The 17,064-nt window shown below is 68.6% G+C and carries 12 protein-coding genes; 4 read left to right on the forward strand and 8 right to left on the reverse strand.

Annotated features, from left to right (window positions below; all coding sequences use genetic code 11):
* The first annotated feature begins 203 nt into the window (after nucleotides 1–203).
* Nucleotides 204–464: a hypothetical protein gene (locus ACTIEF_RS12055; protein ID WP_439472388.1), complete on the forward strand. Its 261-nt coding sequence runs from the start codon at nucleotides 204–206 to the stop codon at nucleotides 462–464.
* 9 nt (nucleotides 465–473) lie between these two features.
* Here the strand turns inward: ACTIEF_RS12055 and ACTIEF_RS12060 are convergent, their stop codons facing one another.
* The 8 genes from ACTIEF_RS12060 to ACTIEF_RS12095 all read right to left on the reverse strand — a co-directional run bounded on the left by ACTIEF_RS12060 (nucleotide 474) and on the right by ACTIEF_RS12095 (nucleotide 14,144).
* Entirely contained in the window at nucleotides 474–3,470 is a 2,997-nt protein-coding gene (locus tag ACTIEF_RS12060; RefSeq protein WP_439472389.1) for a TonB-dependent receptor, read from the reverse strand.
* Between the two features lie 77 nt (nucleotides 3,471–3,547).
* Entirely contained in the window at nucleotides 3,548–4,534 is a 987-nt protein-coding gene (locus tag ACTIEF_RS12065; RefSeq protein WP_439472390.1) for a FecR family protein, read from the reverse strand.
* A gap of 87 nt (nucleotides 4,535–4,621) precedes the next feature.
* Nucleotides 4,622–5,152 carry an RNA polymerase sigma factor gene (locus tag ACTIEF_RS12070; protein ID WP_439472391.1) on the reverse strand — a complete coding sequence of 177 codons (531 nt, stop codon included), beginning with the start codon at nucleotides 5,150–5,152 and terminating at the stop codon, nucleotides 4,622–4,624.
* A 94-nt stretch (nucleotides 5,153–5,246) separates the two neighbouring features.
* On the reverse strand, nucleotides 5,247–8,051 hold the full coding sequence (locus ACTIEF_RS12075; RefSeq protein WP_439472392.1) for a TonB-dependent receptor: 2,805 nt from the start codon (nucleotides 8,049–8,051) through the stop codon (nucleotides 5,247–5,249).
* Nucleotides 8,052–8,174: 123 nt separating this feature from the next.
* Nucleotides 8,175–10,019 carry a Ca2+-dependent phosphoinositide-specific phospholipase C gene (locus ACTIEF_RS12080; RefSeq protein WP_439472393.1) on the reverse strand — a complete coding sequence of 615 codons (1,845 nt, stop codon included), beginning with the start codon at nucleotides 10,017–10,019 and terminating at the stop codon, nucleotides 8,175–8,177.
* A gap of 97 nt (nucleotides 10,020–10,116) precedes the next feature.
* The gene (locus tag ACTIEF_RS12085) at nucleotides 10,117–12,435 is read right to left on the reverse strand and encodes a TonB-dependent receptor domain-containing protein (protein ID WP_439472394.1); all 2,319 of its coding nucleotides are present in this window, start codon (nucleotides 12,433–12,435) and stop codon (nucleotides 10,117–10,119) included.
* Between the two features lie 130 nt (nucleotides 12,436–12,565).
* Nucleotides 12,566–13,516, reverse strand: a complete 951-nt coding sequence (locus tag ACTIEF_RS12090) for a FecR family protein (RefSeq protein ID WP_439472395.1) — start codon at nucleotides 13,514–13,516, stop codon at nucleotides 12,566–12,568.
* 103 nt (nucleotides 13,517–13,619) lie between these two features.
* Nucleotides 13,620–14,144: an RNA polymerase sigma factor gene (locus tag ACTIEF_RS12095; RefSeq protein WP_439472396.1), complete on the reverse strand. Its 525-nt coding sequence runs from the start codon at nucleotides 14,142–14,144 to the stop codon at nucleotides 13,620–13,622.
* Nucleotides 14,145–14,347: 203 nt separating this feature from the next.
* Between ACTIEF_RS12095 and ACTIEF_RS12100 the strand changes: the two genes are divergently transcribed.
* The 3 genes from ACTIEF_RS12100 to ACTIEF_RS12110 are packed head-to-tail and all read left to right on the forward strand — an operon-like array spanning nucleotide 14,348 to nucleotide 17,005.
* A complete protein-coding gene (locus tag ACTIEF_RS12100; protein WP_439472397.1) occupies nucleotides 14,348–15,262 on the forward strand; it encodes a glucosamine inositolphosphorylceramide transferase family protein in 915 nt (304 codons plus the stop codon).
* Nucleotides 15,262–16,374 (forward strand): glycosyltransferase family 4 protein, encoded by a 1,113-nt coding sequence (locus tag ACTIEF_RS12105; protein ID WP_439472398.1) that lies wholly within the window; start codon nucleotides 15,262–15,264, stop codon nucleotides 16,372–16,374. The genes ACTIEF_RS12100 and ACTIEF_RS12105 overlap by 1 nt, the downstream gene beginning before the upstream one ends.
* A gap of 43 nt (nucleotides 16,375–16,417) precedes the next feature.
* Nucleotides 16,418–17,005 carry a class I SAM-dependent methyltransferase gene (locus tag ACTIEF_RS12110; RefSeq protein WP_439472399.1) on the forward strand — a complete coding sequence of 196 codons (588 nt, stop codon included), beginning with the start codon at nucleotides 16,418–16,420 and terminating at the stop codon, nucleotides 17,003–17,005.
* Nucleotides 17,006–17,064: the final 59 nt, after the last annotated feature.

The following is a 17,064-nucleotide window of genomic DNA, read 5'->3' on the forward strand; positions in this document are numbered from 1 at the left end:
CCAGCTTCCCCTCCAGGCGGACCGAATCTCCGAACGGGAGAGTGCGCGACTTACGAATTCTCGCAACCCCGACGGGATAAGTTCCCTAAGGTGCACAAGTTTGAGGATAACGTTCAAAAGTCGCTGTCGGATGCGCCTGTCCTGAGGCATTCACCCAGGGAAGAAAGTTAATAGCGTACGCCGTTGGGGAACGGGCATTGTACGTGAAGCTGGTTTACGTCTCCGACCATCTTCTGTCGGGGCAACGGTGTATCGGAATGGTTGTGCATTACGCGGATGGCGGGTGGCAACTGGCGTGTGGCAAGTATGACCACCACCCGGATTTGGCCACAACTCGACCAACCCACGCCGGAAGCCTTTTTGCGGGCGCGCCCTTCCTCCAGGAGATGATGGAGTCTCTGGAGCGGGGCTGGCTGGCCGAGTGGGTGGATGATCGCTGGGTATTGGCCGGTCACGACGACTGACCGGCGCGGCTAAAGCGTCCAGCGGAAGGCCAGCGACACTGTCCGCCCGGCGCGGCCCAGTTGCAGCAGGCGGTCGCGCGACCCTTCCCAAGCCAGATCAACGGTGTCGGTCAGGTTGGAGGCGGTCAGCATGATCCGCGTCCTGTCGGTGAGGTCGAAGGTCGCCTGGGCGTCGAGATAGCCCGCCGGCGCGACCACGAAGCTGGAAACCCCGCCGCCCTGCATGTCCGCCTCGGAGCGGAAGGCCGAGCGCCATGACCAGGACAGGTTCACTGCCAGCCGACCCCTCTCGTAGAAGGGATTGAGCGAGTAGGATAGCTCCGACACGCCCAACAGGGCGGTGTCCGATCCGACGATCCGGCTGTCGGTCCAGGTCCCGCTGGCCCAGAAGCCGAAGCCGCCGTCGAACGTCTGGTGCAGGCCGATCTCCAGCCCGTCCACGCGGGCGCGCCCGACATTGCGGGGACGGGACATCATCACCTCGGCCTGGACCGGCGCCCCGGCGCGGGTCTCGAAGGTCAGGACCTCGGGCGCGGCCAGGGTCTGGATGAAGTCGTCGATGGTCTTGTGGAACAGGGTCGCGCTGAACGAGCCGCGAGGCAGAGTACGCTCCCAGGCGATGTCGAAATTGGTCGCCACATAGGGCGACAGGTGCGGATTGCCGCCGACCCCCGAGAAGATGATGCCCGGCGACGGGTTGTCGATCTCGGCCTGACCCCGCTCATAGATGGCCGCCACGAGCACGCTGGCGGGGACCGTGGCCGAGCGAAGGTCGGCCAGCGACGGGCGGGTGATGGAGCGCGAGGCGGCGAGGCGCAGCAGGCTGATGCCGTCCAGTTCAATGGCCAGATTGACGCTGGGCAGCCAGACCTCGTGCGTCCCGGCATAGGTGACCGGCTGGACCTGCAGCAGGCCGCTGTCCATCCCGAGGATCGAGCCGTCCACCTCGGTGCGGATGTCCACGGCGCGAAGGCCCAGATTGCCGGACAGTGGCCACGGCCCCGCCATGGCGTCGATATCCAGCCGGACGTAGGCCGCCGCCACCTGCTCGCCGACCCGATAGGAGTTCTGCAGATCCGCGCCGGTCGGGGCCAGTTCGCGGGGACGGAAGATCGCATTGTCCCGCTCGCCGGGAAGGAAGAAGGCGTCGCGATACCAGTGGGCGCCCGCTGTGGCCCAGGGAGCCGAGCGATGGGTAATCAGGTCCTCGAACACATCCCCCGGGGTCTGGCCGTCATAGGCCTCGACCATGTTGACGAAGCCGGGGCGAAGGACGGCCATTCGGTCGCGGCGCTGATAGTCGCGGTCGCGGTCACTGAACTGACCGCCGATGCGCAGGCTGGCCAGGCGGACGGGCCCCAGATTGCGGTCGAGCGGACGGCGGGCGTCCATCAGGAGAGTCACGTCGTCATCGCGCGACTCCACCGCCCGGACGCCCAGCTTGGGCGGGGCGAACAGTTCGGGATCGGTCAGGTCCAGGTCGGTGGTCAGCCTCAGCACCCGGCGCCTGTCCGCCGCGTCACCGAGATCGAAGGCATAGCCGGCGGGGGCGGCGGTGCGGGCTGACTGTCGCTCCAGCGGAGTGTCGAGCACCGACCGGGCCACGGACACGCTGAACCGGGGCTGGAGCCGCCACTCGCCCAGCCGGAAGCGGGCGCCCGCCGACATCGCCAGATTGAGGTGGGTCTGATCCGAGAACTCGGTGTTGTTGTCGATAGCGCCCGCCGTGGTCCAGGCCGAGGTGACCACGCCGTTGCGGACGCCCACGCTGGCGCCCGGCTGCATCAGCCGCTCGCCGAGGCCGTAGACCAGACGATCTTCGCGGATGGCGTTGTCGAAGGTCGAGATCAGGCCGTCGAAGTCGAGCGACAGATCGGGAGTGAAGCGCCAGTCGATGCCCAGGAAGGCGCTGCGCCGCCGCCGGTCCTCGCGCTCGACGGTGGTGCGCACATCGGCGGGGGTGGCTACGGTCTCGCCGCCGATGGGCAGGTCGAAATAGCGCTGGATCTGGAACCGGTCGTAGCGGACTGACCGGTCCTCCTGCGCCACCCCGCCGACCACCCCGCGCCGCCCGTCCCCGGAGATCGCACGGCCCGCGACCGAGACCTCGGCGCCCGGGCGGCCGGTGCGGGCGTCGAAGCCGCCCCCGGCGCGGATGGTCAGGAAGGGTTCGCCGTCCAGCCCGCCGACCGTCTCGATGTCGATGTTGGAGCCGATGCCGCCGTCGATCATGTCGGGCGTGGCCGACTTGGACAGGGTCGCCCCGGCCAGCAGATCCGGCGACAGGGCGCGGAAGCGGAACTGCCGCCCGCTCTGGGTCGAGTTGCGGATGTTCTCGTTGAAGGCCACCGGGGCGCCGTTCAGGGTCACCGACTGGAACAGCGGGCCCAGCCCTCGAACGCTGACGAACTGGCCTTCGCCCACCTCGCGCTCTATGGCCACGCCCGGCGCGCGCTGCAGGGCCTCGGCCAGGTTGGCGGCGGGCAGTTCGCCAATTCGGCCGGCGGTGACGACATCGAGGATCAGGTCGGCGTCCCGCTTCCGCCGCAGGGACTCGTCGATCCTCTCGGACAGGCGGTTGATCACCACCACGGGGTCAAGTTCGACCGGCGCCTCCGGAAGGATTGGGGCAGGGGCGGGGGCGGTCGCCGCGCGGGGCTCGCTCCACACCCGGACGCCGTGGGCGCCGATGAAGCGGTGGCGCAGGTCAGTGCCGCGCAGCATCTGCTCCAGAGCCGCGCGCCATGTCATCCGTCCTCGCACGGCCCGGGTGCGCACGGTCACGCCGGGTCGCTGGACGAAGGCCAGTTCGCAATCGGCGGCGGCGCACAGCCGCAACAGTGCGGATGAAGCGTCCTGGGCGGGAATGTCGAAGGTCTGCACGCCCGCCGTCTGGGCGTCTGCGGGGGCCGCCGCGAGCAGGGTGAGGCCGGCCGCCAGAGCCGCCGCCAGACCGGGCGCGCCCCGCGCGGCGCGCGCCGGCAGCGATGGAGCGGACGAAGTCAAACGCGGGACCTGTCAGGAGACGGTGGGAAGGAACCGGTGGTCCTTACAGCGCGGGCGTGACAGCTCTGCGATACGGCCTATTCGCCGCGGACCAGGGTCCGGCCATCCGCCGTCTGTTCGACCGTGACCGGCAGCAGGGCGTCGATCCGGCTCACCAGGCTGCCTTCACCCTCCAGCGGCAGCACCGCCGTCACGCGCACGGCGGCCAGCCGGGGATCGGCCAGCGTCAGCGGACGATCCGAATAGCGTGATGCCGCGGCGATGACCTCGGATATGGGCGCATCGCGGAAGATCAGCCGACGCTTGCGCCAGGCGGTGGCGATCTCGAGGTCGTCGCGGGCCTGCCGGACCACGGGCGCGCCGCGACGGTAGTGGGCTTGGTCACCGGGCGTCATGGCCACGCCGTCGGACAGGGCGCGACCGGTCTTCACGTCATGGACGCTGAGCACCACCCGGCCTTCCAGCAGGGCGACCTCGGCGGTGTCGGTCTTCAGGGTGGTGACGAAGCGGGTGCCGGTGACGATGACGTTGCGATCCATCAGCCCGACCTGGAAGGGATGGGCGGCGTCGTGGGCGACGTCGAAATAGGCCGCGCCGCGCTCCAGCCGCACTCGCCGCACCTTGTCGTCCATCGAGACGCGGATGGCCGAACCGGCGTCCAGCGTCACTCGCGAGCCGTCGTCCAGCATCACGTCGGAAATCTGGCCCGGCGCGCTTTCATAGAGGCGCCCCTGAGCGGGCATCATCGGCCACATCAGGACCCCGGCGACCGCCGCGGCGGCGACCAGACCGCCGGACAGCACCAGCCGTCGCGACAGGGCAGGCCTTTGGCGACGCCAGCGAATGGCGGCCAGATCGGCCTGGAAGGCGCCGCGCAGGGGCTCCAGCGCCGCGCTGCGGGCCTTGGCCCGTTCGTACCGTTCCAGATTGGCGGGATCGGCCTCCAGCCAGTCCATGAACCGGGCCTGCTCACGCGCGCTGACGCCCGACCGGCCCATGCGCGCCAGCCAGTCCTCGGCCGTTTCCGGCCGACGGTCGAACAGGGCGGTCAGGCGGTGGATCATGGGCGGGCGAAACTCTCGTGACGGCGACCGCGCGCAGGCTGCGCGATCAGGGGCTTACAACTCACAACGACGGCGAAGGCCAACACCTCAGTCCTCCGCCGAAATCTTCAGCTGTCGGAGCGCTTCGGCGATGTATTTCTCGATCATGCTGACCGAGACGCCCAGCTTTCCGGCGATCTGGCGGTAGGTCTGGTTCTCGAACCGGTGCATCAGGAAGGCGTCGCGCGTGCGCGGGGGCAGGGCGCGAATGACGGCGGCGGCGGCGGCCAGGTTCTCGCGACCGATCAGCCGGTCATCAGCGCTCCGGTCGTCGCTGGCGATGGCGCGTGGACCCGCGTCCAGGGTGGCGACATCCTCGGCGACCAGACGTCGGGCCTCGCGCGCGGCGGCCTTCCAGCGGTCGTTCTGGATATTGCGGGCGATGACGAACAGCAGGGGGCGGGCGTCGGGGGACATCAGATCATGGCCGGCGCGGTGGAAGCGGACGAAGGCCTCCTGCACCGCATCCTCGGCGTCGCCGGTGGTCTGACCCTTGCGTTGCAGATAGCTGACGATGTCGCGGCGCAGGACCGCGAAGGCCTCGGCCTGACGGGCGGCCTCGCCACCCGCCGGACGCACAAGGACGCCCCCTCCATCGGAGGGGGCGTCCGCGCGGACTGTATTCCCGGGGATCAGGATAAAGCCCGTGTGCTGGTCAGGCGGTGGCGCAAGGTCAGAAGTCCATACGCATGCCGAAGGTGACCCGACGGCCGGACATCTCGTCCATAACCGGGAAGGACGGATCCATGGTGTAGCCCGTGGTCCGCTCGTCGGTGAGGTTGATGGCCTCGACGTTGAACTGGATGTTGTCCGTCAGATTGTAGCTGACCGAGACGTCGGTCTGGCCGTAGCCATCGCGCCAGATCGGGTACATTTCGTAGCCGATGCTCTCCACGTACTTGTCCTTGAAGTTATAGGACGCGCGCGCCTGGAAGCGGTCGTTCTCGTAGAACAGGGTGAGGTTGTAGGTCGACTCGGCCAGACCCACCGGCGGCAGCGGGATGTTGAGGGTCGAGGTGCCCATGATGGAGCTGTCCAGCATGGTGTAGTTGGCGTTCACGCCGAAGCCTTCCAGCGGCTCCCAGAACATGCCCAGCGGCACGACCGCGACCAGTTCCAGACCGTTGACCTCGAACGAGCCGTCGACGTTGATCGGCTGATACACATCGAAGGTGTAGACGCCGTCGATGGTGCCGTTGGCGTTGTACTTGGTCACGTTCGGCACGGTGCCGGTCAGGGCCTGACGGACCAGACCGTCGATTTCCTTCCAGAAGTAGGACACCGACAGCAGGCCGCCGCCGTCCAGATACTGCTCCAGACCCAGTTCCCACTGCTTGGCGTAGGTGGGCTTCAGGTTCGGGTTGCCGTCAGTGAAGCGGAACGAGTTCCAGCTGGCGGTGCGCTTGTAGGCCAGGTCCGTCAGGGCCGGGCGGATCAGGGTCTCCGAGGCCGCGCCGCGCAGGATCAGGCTGTCGGTCAGCTCAGCGGTGAAGTTGATGCTGGGCAGGACCTTGTCGTAGCCGCCTTCGCTGCTCACCGGGGCCGGGGTGTAGGTGGTGCCGCCGGTCGGGGTCTGGATCTGGTGATAGCCGGACGAAGTGACCGAGGTGTCCATGTAGCGCAGGCCGGCGTTGACGCTGACCGGCACCGGGCCGATGTCGAAGTCGAGGTTGGCCATGGCGTAGGCGGCCAGGACTTCTTCCGAGACCTCATAGTAGTCGCCGACGTTGAACGGGGTCCGGAAGCCGTCGTAGCGGAAGGTGCGACGGGCGTAGTCGTTCGACACCTGGCTCCAGCTCAGGTCACGCAGGGTGTAGCCGCCGCCGGGGGCGAGATCGGCGCTATTCGTCAGCTGGCTGTCCGACAGGCGACGGGTGTTCAGCCAGGCGGTGCTGCCCGCGGTCGGGCCCTGGATGTTCAGGGCGCCGTACTGACGTTCCTTGTTCTTGTCGGTGTAGCGCAGGCCGACCTGCACGCTGGTCAGGGCCGGGAAGACGTCGAGCCCGAAGTGCTGAGTGAAGTCGACCTGGGCGGCGTACTTGTCGTCGGTGATCTGCTCGAGCGTGGTCTCGTAGGCCTCGAACAGGTAGCGATCGAACGAGCTGTACATGTTGAAGCCCGCCGAGGCGGCGCTCGGGATGGTCTCACCGCCGTTCGCGGTCCAGCGGGTGCGCGACGGGGCGTAGGCCACGTGCTTCAGGTTGGCGTAGTCCAGCGTCTTCTCGGCGCCCGAGTAGCCGATCATGGCCGACAGCTCCCAGCTGTCGCCGCGCCAGTCCAGGGTCCCCGCGAACTGCGAGTAGTCGGTCTGGTTGATCCGTTCCTTGCTCAGCATCTCGTGCTGGGTGGCGGTGTAGGAGACGTCGCGCAGGACCACGATCCGCTGCTCGCCCAGGGTGGTCGAGTCGAACGCGTGGATCGTGTCGAAGGTGCTGCGGCTGGAGGCCGAGTAGGCGGCGGCGTCGTACTCGTCTTCGGTGGTCTCATAGCCGCCCAGCATGGCGTCGAACGTCAGGCTGAACTGGGTCGAGGGACGGTACTGCAGCGACAGGGTGCCGCCCCACTGGTCCTGCTCATTCATGTAGATGCGGTCGCCGACCTTGTCCTGGAAGATGATCCGGCCGGTGATGTCGCGGTTGTCCATGTCCGCGTCGGACAGGTTGATCCCGGCGTCGCGCAGCAGGACGGCGCGGGCCTGGGCTTCGCGGGCGCCGCCGGCTTCCAGGAAGCGGAAGGCCGGGCGGAAGTTGATGCCCGAGTTGGAGTCGGTGCGGTTCGAACGGCGAGCGGTCGAGAACGACACCAGCGCGCCCCAGTCGCCCCAGGTGTCGCTGGCCAGGAAGGAGACCTTCGGGTCGATCTCGTCCGAGATGGAGTTGTGCGAACCCTCGACCGAGGCGACCAACTGGCGGTCGCGATAGTCGAAGGGGCGGGCGGTCGAGATGTCGACCGAACCGGCGATGCCGCCTTCCTCATCCGAGGCGCGCGGCGACTTCTGGACGACGACCTGCTGGATGATCTCCGAGGCGAAGATGTCCATCTCGACGTCACGACCGCCGCTGCCCGAGGCGGTGGCCAGGTTGTTGATGCTGACGAAGGTGTACTCGCTCGGCAGGCCGCGGACGCTGACCCGGCCGCCCAGGCCGCGGTTGCGCTCGATGGTCACGCCGGGGATGCGCTGTAGCGCTTCAGCCAGGTTCTGTTCCGGGAAGTTGGCGACGTCGGTGGCCACGATGGCGTCCGAGAAGCCGACGTTCTCGCGTTTGATGTCGATCGCCTGCTCAAGGCTGCGCTGGTAGCTGCCGCCGGTGACGACGATTTCGTCCAGCTGGGTCGACTCTTCCTGCGGCGCGACGGCCGGGGCGGTCTGGGCCGTGGCGTCGCCGGCGCTCATCAGGCTGACGACGGCGGCGCCGCCCATCAGGAAGGCCATGCGGCCGGTGCGGCCCTGGCCGCGATTCTGGTTCGATCCGGTCACTACGAAATCTCCGCTGGGTCGATGTTGACGTCGGCGGCCGCCGGCGGATCGTTCCGTCCGGTCTGCGCCCCCGTGGCCCTCAACGACCCCGCGGCGAGGTCCCTCAACGTGTGACAGCAGGTTTCATTCAAAGTTCACGGCGGTGTCTTGTTCGCCGCCGGAACCGGCTCTCGCCAGCGCCGCCTGCACCTCGGCGCGGGCCGCTTCCATGTCGCGGCGGAAGGTCTCCGATCGCTGCTCGGCGCCGTAGATGACGGCTCCGGACAGGATGCCCGCCTCGGCGGCGCTGTAGCTGTGCGAGCCGCAGATGTAGCGGCTCTCGGCGAACTCGCGCCCCCGGGCGTACAGGATGTCGGCCCGCTGCGGGGCGAGTTCGGCCAGGATCATGGCGACGTGCATCCCGTGGGCGGAGTGGCCGGACGGATAGTCGGGATTGCCCGCCAGGTGATCGGTCTTGGCCTCACAGATCGGCTGGTCGGTGCCGATATAGGGGCGCTGGGTGCCCCAGTGGGTCTTGGCCACGCCGACCACAGACCGGTCATCGCCCGACCGGTTCAGCAAGGCGGTCAGCACCGGCGCTTCGGCCTCGGTCAGCTCGACGCCCAGGGCGCCCGCGAAGTGGTGGTACATCGTCCCGCGCACATCGTCCGTGGCCAGCGCCCAGCGCGGCGAGCCCTCGAGCGGACGGGTCTCGCGGAAGACGCCGGTGTTGGCGATGTCTCGGGCCGAGCCCGGCGCCGGGGGCGGGGCCAGCACCAGCGTCAGGTCCGGGCGGTCCTCGCGCGCCAGATAGCCCCGCTGCGGCGCGTCTTCGGTCAGCTCGACGGCTAGGCCATCGCAGCGTTCCGCCGCGCGGACCGGGTTACAGGCCGCCGCGACGCCGCCGGGCAGACGGACCTGATAAGTCGGGAAGCGGGCGTCGGCCCACATGTAGTCGGTCGAGATGTACTGCGCGCCGCTGGACAGGGCGGCGCTGCGCCGGGTCACGTCGGCGGCGCGGGCCTCGACGGTGTCGGCGTCAGCGCGGGTGCGAACCACGAAGCCCGCCTCGACCGCGGCGCGGATGCGCGCCTGCTGCGCGACCGGATCGTTCAGGGTCAGATAGGCGGCGGCGGGCGAGGCCTCGTCGGTGTTGACGAACATGGCCCGGCCTTCCAGCGAGCGCCGGGCGCCGCGATAGCTCGCCACCGTCTCCGGACCTTCATCGAGGGCGAAGAAGACCTTGCCGCGGGCCTGGCCCAGCGTCGGCCAGCCGCCCGCCAGCACGCCGTCGCGCAGGGTGGCATGGTCGCCCTGAACCTGATCGGGAGTGATCAGGCCGTCGGCGCCGAAGACCGAGCGGATCTCGGCGTCCAGCGCGTCCCAAGCCGTCGCATCGAAGTCCAGCAGGGCCGTTCCGCCCGGCATCGACGGCGCACCAGTCTTGGCGTTGAGCATGATCAGGATGGGCGCGTGACCCGGGTGCGCCCGCGACCAGTCGCGGATTTCGGTCAGGCAGGCGACGAAGGTCAGGCAGGAGCTGCGGAAGTCCACGTCCGGCATGTGCAGGGTCTTGAACCCCGGACGGGCCATGGCCTCGGCGAAGGCTGGGCTGATCGGCGCGCCGCCACCCAGCGCCGTGCGGGGTCGCGCATAGCGCCCGCCCTGGGGGTCGTTCAGCACATCGATTTCGATCTGGCGCGCCCCGGCGTTCAGCTGTTCGACCAGCGGACGGTGGGCGTAGTCGAGGCCGCGCGCGGCGGGATTGGCGGCGGTCATGGCCGCCAGCTCATCGCCGGGGATAGCCAGCTTGTAGCTGTTGTGGGTGCCCACCGCCGACAGGTCGTTCAGGCGCAGGTTCCGGTCCATCCAGACCCGGGCGCAGGCGTCGCCACCCCCGGCGCCAAGGCTTTCCGCTGTCGGTGCGCAGGCCGGTTCCGGCCCGGTCTGCAGCGATCCCGCCATCAGAATGGTCAGCAGGGTGAACATGGGCGCGCTCCATCGGTTTCGACGGCGGCCCTCCTAGTCACGCTCCGTGAAGGTTCGATGTCGGGGGCGGGCGCGACGCGGCGCCGCAGCGGCCTTCCTAGCGCGATACCCGCAGGGTCACGCCGATGGTGCGCGGGCGCAGGGGCGTGGTCGCCAGCGCCTCGGGCAGGCGGAACGGATCGCCGAATGAGAAGGTATTGGCGGTGGTGTTCAGCGGGTTGTCCACGAAGGCCACGACCGCCCAGCCGTCGGTCTCCAGCCCGGTCGAAATCCGCCCGGTGACATAGTCGCCCATCCGGTATTTCCGTTCGGCGTCGAAGGTCAGGCGAGAGTCGCCGACATAGGCCAGGCTGCCCTCGACGAAACCCTCCAGCCCGAAGCCGACCGGTTTGCGCCAGGCCATGTTGATGTTGGCCGACACGGCCGGGACGCCCGGCAGGCCCGCGTCGCCACGCGAGTTGAAGCTGGGACTGGGGTCGGTGATGCGGGGTTGGGCCAGCAGGGCGTTGGCGCGGATTTCGATGGTGCTGGTCGGCTTCCAGTTGGTCTCGATCTCGATGCCGCGATTGGAGCCGTCGCCGACGTTGACCGCATAGGCCAGACCGCTGGGCAGGAACTGGTCGCTCTGGATATTGCGCCAACTGGCGACGAAGGCGGCGATGCGCGCCTGCACCCGGTTGTCCCACAGCGAGGTCTTGGTCCCGACCTCGAAATTCCACAGGGTGTCGCCGGCGTATTCACGCGCCGGGTTCCGAGGACCGCCGCCAAAGGTCTGCGACATCGGTCCGCCGGTGTTGAAGCCGCCTGTCCGGTGCCCCTGGCTGATCAGGCCATAGACGCCGATGCGCTCGTTCACCCGGTATTCCAGACCCACGCGCGGCGAGAAGCCTGAGGTCCGGCCCTGACCCTGGAAATTCCGCTCCTGAAGCCCCTGATCGACCTCGGACCGCGCCTGATAGTCGAAGGTGTAAGCCCGCCCGCCGAGGGTCAGGCTCAGCGACGGACTGAAGTCGTAGACGACCTCGCCGAACACCGCCGCTTCCCACAGTTCGTCGTGGCGATCCTCGGCATAGGGGATCCAGTAAACCGGCCAGAGGGAGGTCAGGGTCGTGTCGGTCCGCGTCCGGCTGCTGGAGAAGAAGGCGCCCGCCAGCCATTCCAGCCTGCCCGATGATCGGGAGCGGAAGGTCGCCTCGCCGACCACCAGATCAATGCTTCGCGCCTCGTCCAGCGCGCCGATGCGGCCCGCGGAGCCGAACTGGCGCAGGGCGGCGGAGGCGTCGTAGCGGCTGTTGAACCGATGATCGAGCCAGGCGAGGGAGGCGTCGAACCGGCCCCAGTCAGCGCGCCCCCTGACGGCGATGGCGGCTCGGGTGAAATCGTTGGAGTGCGGTTCGCGCACAAGATTGGCCCGCCGCAGCCCGCCGAGGGTCCGATAGACGTAATGGGTGTCCTCGGTGTCGATCGACTGGTGCGCCAGGCTGAGGGTGGTGCTCCAGTCTGGCGAGAGCTGCAGTCGCGCCGCCAGCCGTCCGCCCCGCCGGGAGGAGGCGTTCACCTGACGCAGGCTCAGGCTCACGTCATCGATGTAGCCGTCGAAGGATTCCTCATAGAGGACGCCGCGCACCGCGCCCGCATTGCCGGGCAGGGGGAGGTTCAGCACCGCCGAATAGTCGCTGTTGGCGCCGCCGCCATTCGTCACCGAGCGGGTGGACAGAACGTCCAGCGTCGTCTCCAGCGGGTCCGGGCGGCGGGTGACGATCCGCACCACTCCGCCGATGGGCCCAGTGCCGTAGAGGACGCCCTGCGGCCCCCGCAGCACCTCGACCCGGTCGATGTCGACCAGCTTCAGATCAGGGTCCGGGGCGCTGTAGGTGACGGGGACAAGGTTCAGGTACAGGCCCACCGTCGACTGGGTCACGCCGGTGAAGGCGCCGTCCGACATGCCGCGCAGCAGGATCTTGTTCCGTCCCGAGCCGAGGTTGGTGACGGTCATCCCGGCGACGAGGGCGCTCAGGTCGTGGGTGTCGACCGCTCCGGCGCGTTCGATCTGCAGGCCCGACAGGGCGGTGACCGGCGTTGCGGCGCTCTGGGGCGAGTCCGGGCGGCGCTCGATGGTGACGATGACATCGCTGAGTTCCGCCACCGCCTCGGGCGCGACCGCCGCCTGAGCGGCGGGCGAAGGCGGGGAGGGGGCGACGACGGGCGCGGGGCGAGACGGCGCGGCGCGGCGAATGATGATCGCTCCGCTGTCGCTGACCGTCCAGCTACAGCCGGAGCCGCTCAAGAGATGGGACAGGGCGCGATCTAGCGTCATCGTGCCGTTCAGGGGGCGGGTGACGCCCCGGCAGGCCGACAGATCGCCGCCTAGGGTCGAGCGGCTTTGCAGGGCCAGATCGAGCAGCGCGCTTTCCACGCGCTGCGCCGGAATGTGCAGATTCAGACGGCGCTCGGACCGCGCCTGCACGGGTCCGGCCAGTCCGACAGCGACAGCTGACGCGATGGCGACGAGGGCGACCTTGCTCGTCCTCCAACTCGATAGGCTGTCAGGTCCCGCCACGCCTGGTCAGTTCCACTCCCTCGGGTGACCGGGAGACCTCCACCGGAACAAGCTCGCGAAGCTGCTCCAGCATGATCTTCTCGTCGCCGACCCTCAGCACCCCCGTGAAGCGCAGTTCGCGCGCAGACTGGGACACGTTAACCGGTTTGTCGAGGTAGCGCGACAGGTCATCTCCAACCTCGCCCAGCGAGGCGCGGCGATAGACCAGAACGCCGTCGCGCCAGGCCGAGGCCGTGGCCGGATCAACGGTGCTGAGCACCGCGGCGGCGTTGCTGACCTGATCGACGCGCTGGCCCGCCTTGAGGCGCAGGGGCGTGCGGCTGTTCGCGGGGGTCACCCCCACCACGCCGCGCTCGACGCTGACGGAGAAGCGTCCGTCGTGATTGACCACATTGAAGGCGGTGCCCAGCACCTCGACGCTGTGGTCGTCGGCGGCGATGACGAACGGACGTCGCGTGTCATGGGTGACGTCGAAGGCGGCTTCGCCGTCCGTCAGGCTGACCTCGCGCCGACCGGGGCGCATGCGGACCCTCATCTCCGAATGGCGGTTCAGATAGACGGTCGAGCCATCTTCCAGCCGCACCGTCTGCGGCGCGGAGGTGGTGCGATAGGTCTGCAGGTCGCCGCCGTTCAGCATCGGCCACACGCCGACGGCCAGCAGGACGGCGGCCGCGATGCCCACGCCGGGCAGCAGCCAGCCGGGACGCGAGGCCTGACGACGGGGGCGGGGCAGGTCTTCGTTGGCGGGGAGGGCGGAGGCGGGGACGTCTTCCAGGGCGACCCACAGGGCCTCGACCCGGTCGTAGGCCAGACGGTGCGCGTCATCGGCCTCGATCCAGTCCTGGAACGCGAGCCAGTCCGCTTCGGGCGCATCCGGGCCGTTCAGCCGGACGAACCACCCGCGAGCCTGTTCATCGATGTCAGTGAAACTGTTCATCCGAGAGGTTGCCAATTCTGAACCGTAAAGCACGGATCCCAATGCCAAGACGTCGCCGTGGAGGCGCCACCTCCGACGAAATATTCGCTTTTGAGGATAGAGGTCATCGCGGCGCCCTTGCAGCGAGTATCTTCAGCGCGTCCATCATGTGCTTCTCGACCGAGCTTCGGGAGATATCGAGGCGGGCGGCGACCTCGGCGTAGCTGAGGCCGTCGAACTTGTGCATGCGGAAGATGGCGGAGGTCTTGGCCGGAAGCGTCTCCAGCGCGGCGACCAGGGCGGCCAACCGTTCTCGACCGGCGACCACGGCCTCCGCCGACGGGGCGTCGTCGATGTCCTCGGCGCCCGAGGTGGCGTGGGTCAGCATCCGCCATGCGCCGTCTCGCGCTCCGGCCCTTTGGCCTGATCTGCGCCGGTCCAGCAGCAGGTTGGATGCCAGCCGATAGAGGAAGGCGCGAGGGTCGCGGACTTCCATCGACGGCTCGACCTGTGACGTCTTCAGATAAAGGTCCTGCAGCAGGTCCTCGACGTCCGGGGCGCCGCCGGTTCGCGCTCGCAGAAACCGCGCCAGCGCCTCGCGCTGCTCGAAATACACTTCGGTCAGGGTAGGCCCTGTCGGCGCAGTCACAGAATGTCCGCCCCTCCCGAAGCCGCGACCTCCGGTGTCACCGGATCAAACCCGTCATGCCGCGCAGATTCTTTTGAGGCAAGCGGTCCGGGGCGCCGTCTACTTAACGAGAGGTAACCCCTGCCCTCTCACCACCCGCCCGGTCCCAGCTCTCCTGCATCGGGGCCGGGCGGTCACTGAGACGATGGTAGCGAACCCTCTGGATGTTTGATCTCTGGCGTGTCGGCTTTATCCGCAAACCGCTGGCGCATGTTCTGCGGCCGGAGGGGCTGGACGTCGCCAATGTTGTCTGGCTGCCGGAGAGCCCGCGCGATTTCCAGTTCGTCGCCGATCCGTTCGGAATTGAGCGCGGCGGCGTTCTGACCGTCTTCGTCGAGGCCTTCGACTATCGCGTTCGTCGCGGCGAGATCCATTACTTCCAGTACAATCAGGCCGATGTCTTGATCGCCAAGGGCGTGGCCCTGGCCGAACCGTTCCATCTGTCCTTCCCGAGCCTGATCGAGGAGGGCGGCGAGCTCTATATGCTGCCGGAAGGCTACAAGAGCGGCGCGTTGACCCTGTATCGCTGTGTTCGCTTTCCAGACCACTGGGAGCCGGTGCAGACCCTGCTGGACGTTCCGGCCATCGACGCCGCTGTGACCCATTTCGGCGGGCGGTGGTGGATGTTCCACGCCCTGCCGGGTCCCGAAGACCGGGCGATGCGCGAACTGCATGTCGCCTGGGCCGACAGCCTGATGGGGCCTTGGACCCCGCACACCGCCAATCCCGTCCGCTCGGGTCTGGCCGACTGCCGTCCGGGCGGCACGCCGTTCGAGCAGTACGGGGTGCTGTATCTGCCGGTCCAGGATTGCGCCGAGGGGTACGGCCGTCGCATTCGTCTGCTGCGTCTCGATGTTCTTGAACCCGACCACTTCGAGGCGACCGAGGTCCGCCGGTTTGAACCTGAGGGGGTTCTGGAGGGCTATGCCGACGGCCTGCACACCCTGTCGGGCCTCGGGAACGTCACCTTCATCGACGTGAAAAGTCTGAACCAGTCTCCGTCCGAGGGACTGATCCGCACCCAATACAAGCTACGCCGCCTGTTCAGGATGAATGGGCCCCGGAAGGAGGCCGCGTGATGCGGATCGCCGTCGTCATGCCCCGTGGCAGCCGCATGGAGCGCGGCAGGACCAACTCCATGGAGACGGTGGCCGTCACCCTGAACCGCTACAGCCGCTACAGCGCCGACGTCCGGATCATCTGCGACGCGGGCGCCGCCGACCCGGCCATGCGCGGGCTGGTCACCGTGCCGAACGGCCTCAGCAAGCGCGAGCGCAACCGGGCGGTCATCGCCCTGCTGCGCGACTTTGAGCCGGACATCGTCGAATACCATCAGCAGCTCGGCCCGGCGGCTGAACTGGCCAAGAGCCTGCCCGGGCCGGTGCATGTGCTGTACCGCCATACCCGCATCAAGCCGCCGGGCGGCTTCGTCGAGCGGTTCCGTTATCGCCGCCGCCTGCGGGCCTTCAATCATCTGCTGTTCGTCAGCGAGGCCGCCTGCGCCGAGTTCCGGGTGGACTATCCGGGCTTCAATGGCTCGATCTCGTCGGTCTGCAATCCGATCGACGTCGAGGCTTGGCGGGGAGACCCCGACGCCCGCGAGCCGCTGATCCTGTTCGCGGGGCGCGCCATGCCCGAAAAGGGGCTGGACGCCTTCTGCGAGGCGCTGGCCACGGTGCTGGACCACAATCCCCTGTGGCGCGGCGCATTGATGCTGGGCGACTGGGAGAAGCATAGGGACTGGGCCGAGCCCCACGTCCGCGAGCTGGATCGTTTCGGCGACCGGGTCGAGGTCCACTATTCCGCGCCGCTGACCAAGGTGGCCGAGGTGACCCGTCGCGCCGCCATCGCCGTCACCCCTTCGCGCGTCCCCGAGGCGCTGGGCCTCACCGCGCTGGAGGCCCACGCCGCGGGCGCGGCCCTGGTGTCGTCCGGACGCGGCGGCCTGCGCGAGGCCAGCGGCGAACACGCCCTCTATGTCGATCCGCCCGAAGCGCCCGGTCTGACCGAGGCGATCCTGCGTCTGGTCGGAAGCCGCACCCTGCGTCGCTCGATGGGCCGTTCCGGGCTGGCGCATGTCCTCGCCTGCCACACCCCGACTGTCCGCGCGGCCCAACTGGACGATCTGCGCGAGCGCCTTACCGCCGACCGCGTGGTTCACGGTAGCCTTCCGCACCGCAAGGCCGCATGATCGGACGCCAACCGGCTCCAACCATGTTCGATCGAGGCTCGCCATGGGCGGACGCACTTTTCTGACCAACCTCCTGTTCGGCAAGGAGGCGGCGGCCCGACGGCTGCAGGCCCGCACCCGGCATATCCGCGAGCTTCCGGACCGGCTGATTCTGGCCGACGTCTGGATCCCGGCCTTCGCGGGCGAGGGAGGGCGAATCCTGTGGGTCGGCTGCCGGGCCTACACCTCGACCGACTATGCCGCGCTGGAAGCGCAGGGCGCGGAGGTCTGGACCACGGACATCGATCCCGACGCCGCCCGCTGGGGCCGCGAGGCGCGGCACCGCACCGGCGACCTGTGTGAGATCGACACCGTCTTCCCGGAGCTGACCTTCGACGCCGTCGTCTGCAACGGCGTGCTGGGCTACGGCGTGGACGCGGTCGAGCAGCAGAAGAGGGCCATGGCGGCCATGGCGGGGGTCCTGCGGCCGGGCGGGCGGCTGCTGCTGGGCTGGAACACTGACAAGATCGACGACCCGGTCGCCGGAGGGCTGCTGGAACCGTGGTTCGACCCGGCGCCGTTCGCGGGACAGCCGTCGCGCACCGGCTTCGAGACCGTCACCCACGTCTACGACAGCCTGATCCGGCGCTGAGGGCGTCTGGGCGGTCGGGGCCGCCGGAGCGGCTGTTTTCTGATTTATCGGGCTAGGGC

Source organism: Brevundimonas sp. (genome assembly GCF_051858995.1).
Taxonomy (GTDB): domain Bacteria; phylum Pseudomonadota; class Alphaproteobacteria; order Caulobacterales; family Caulobacteraceae; genus Brevundimonas.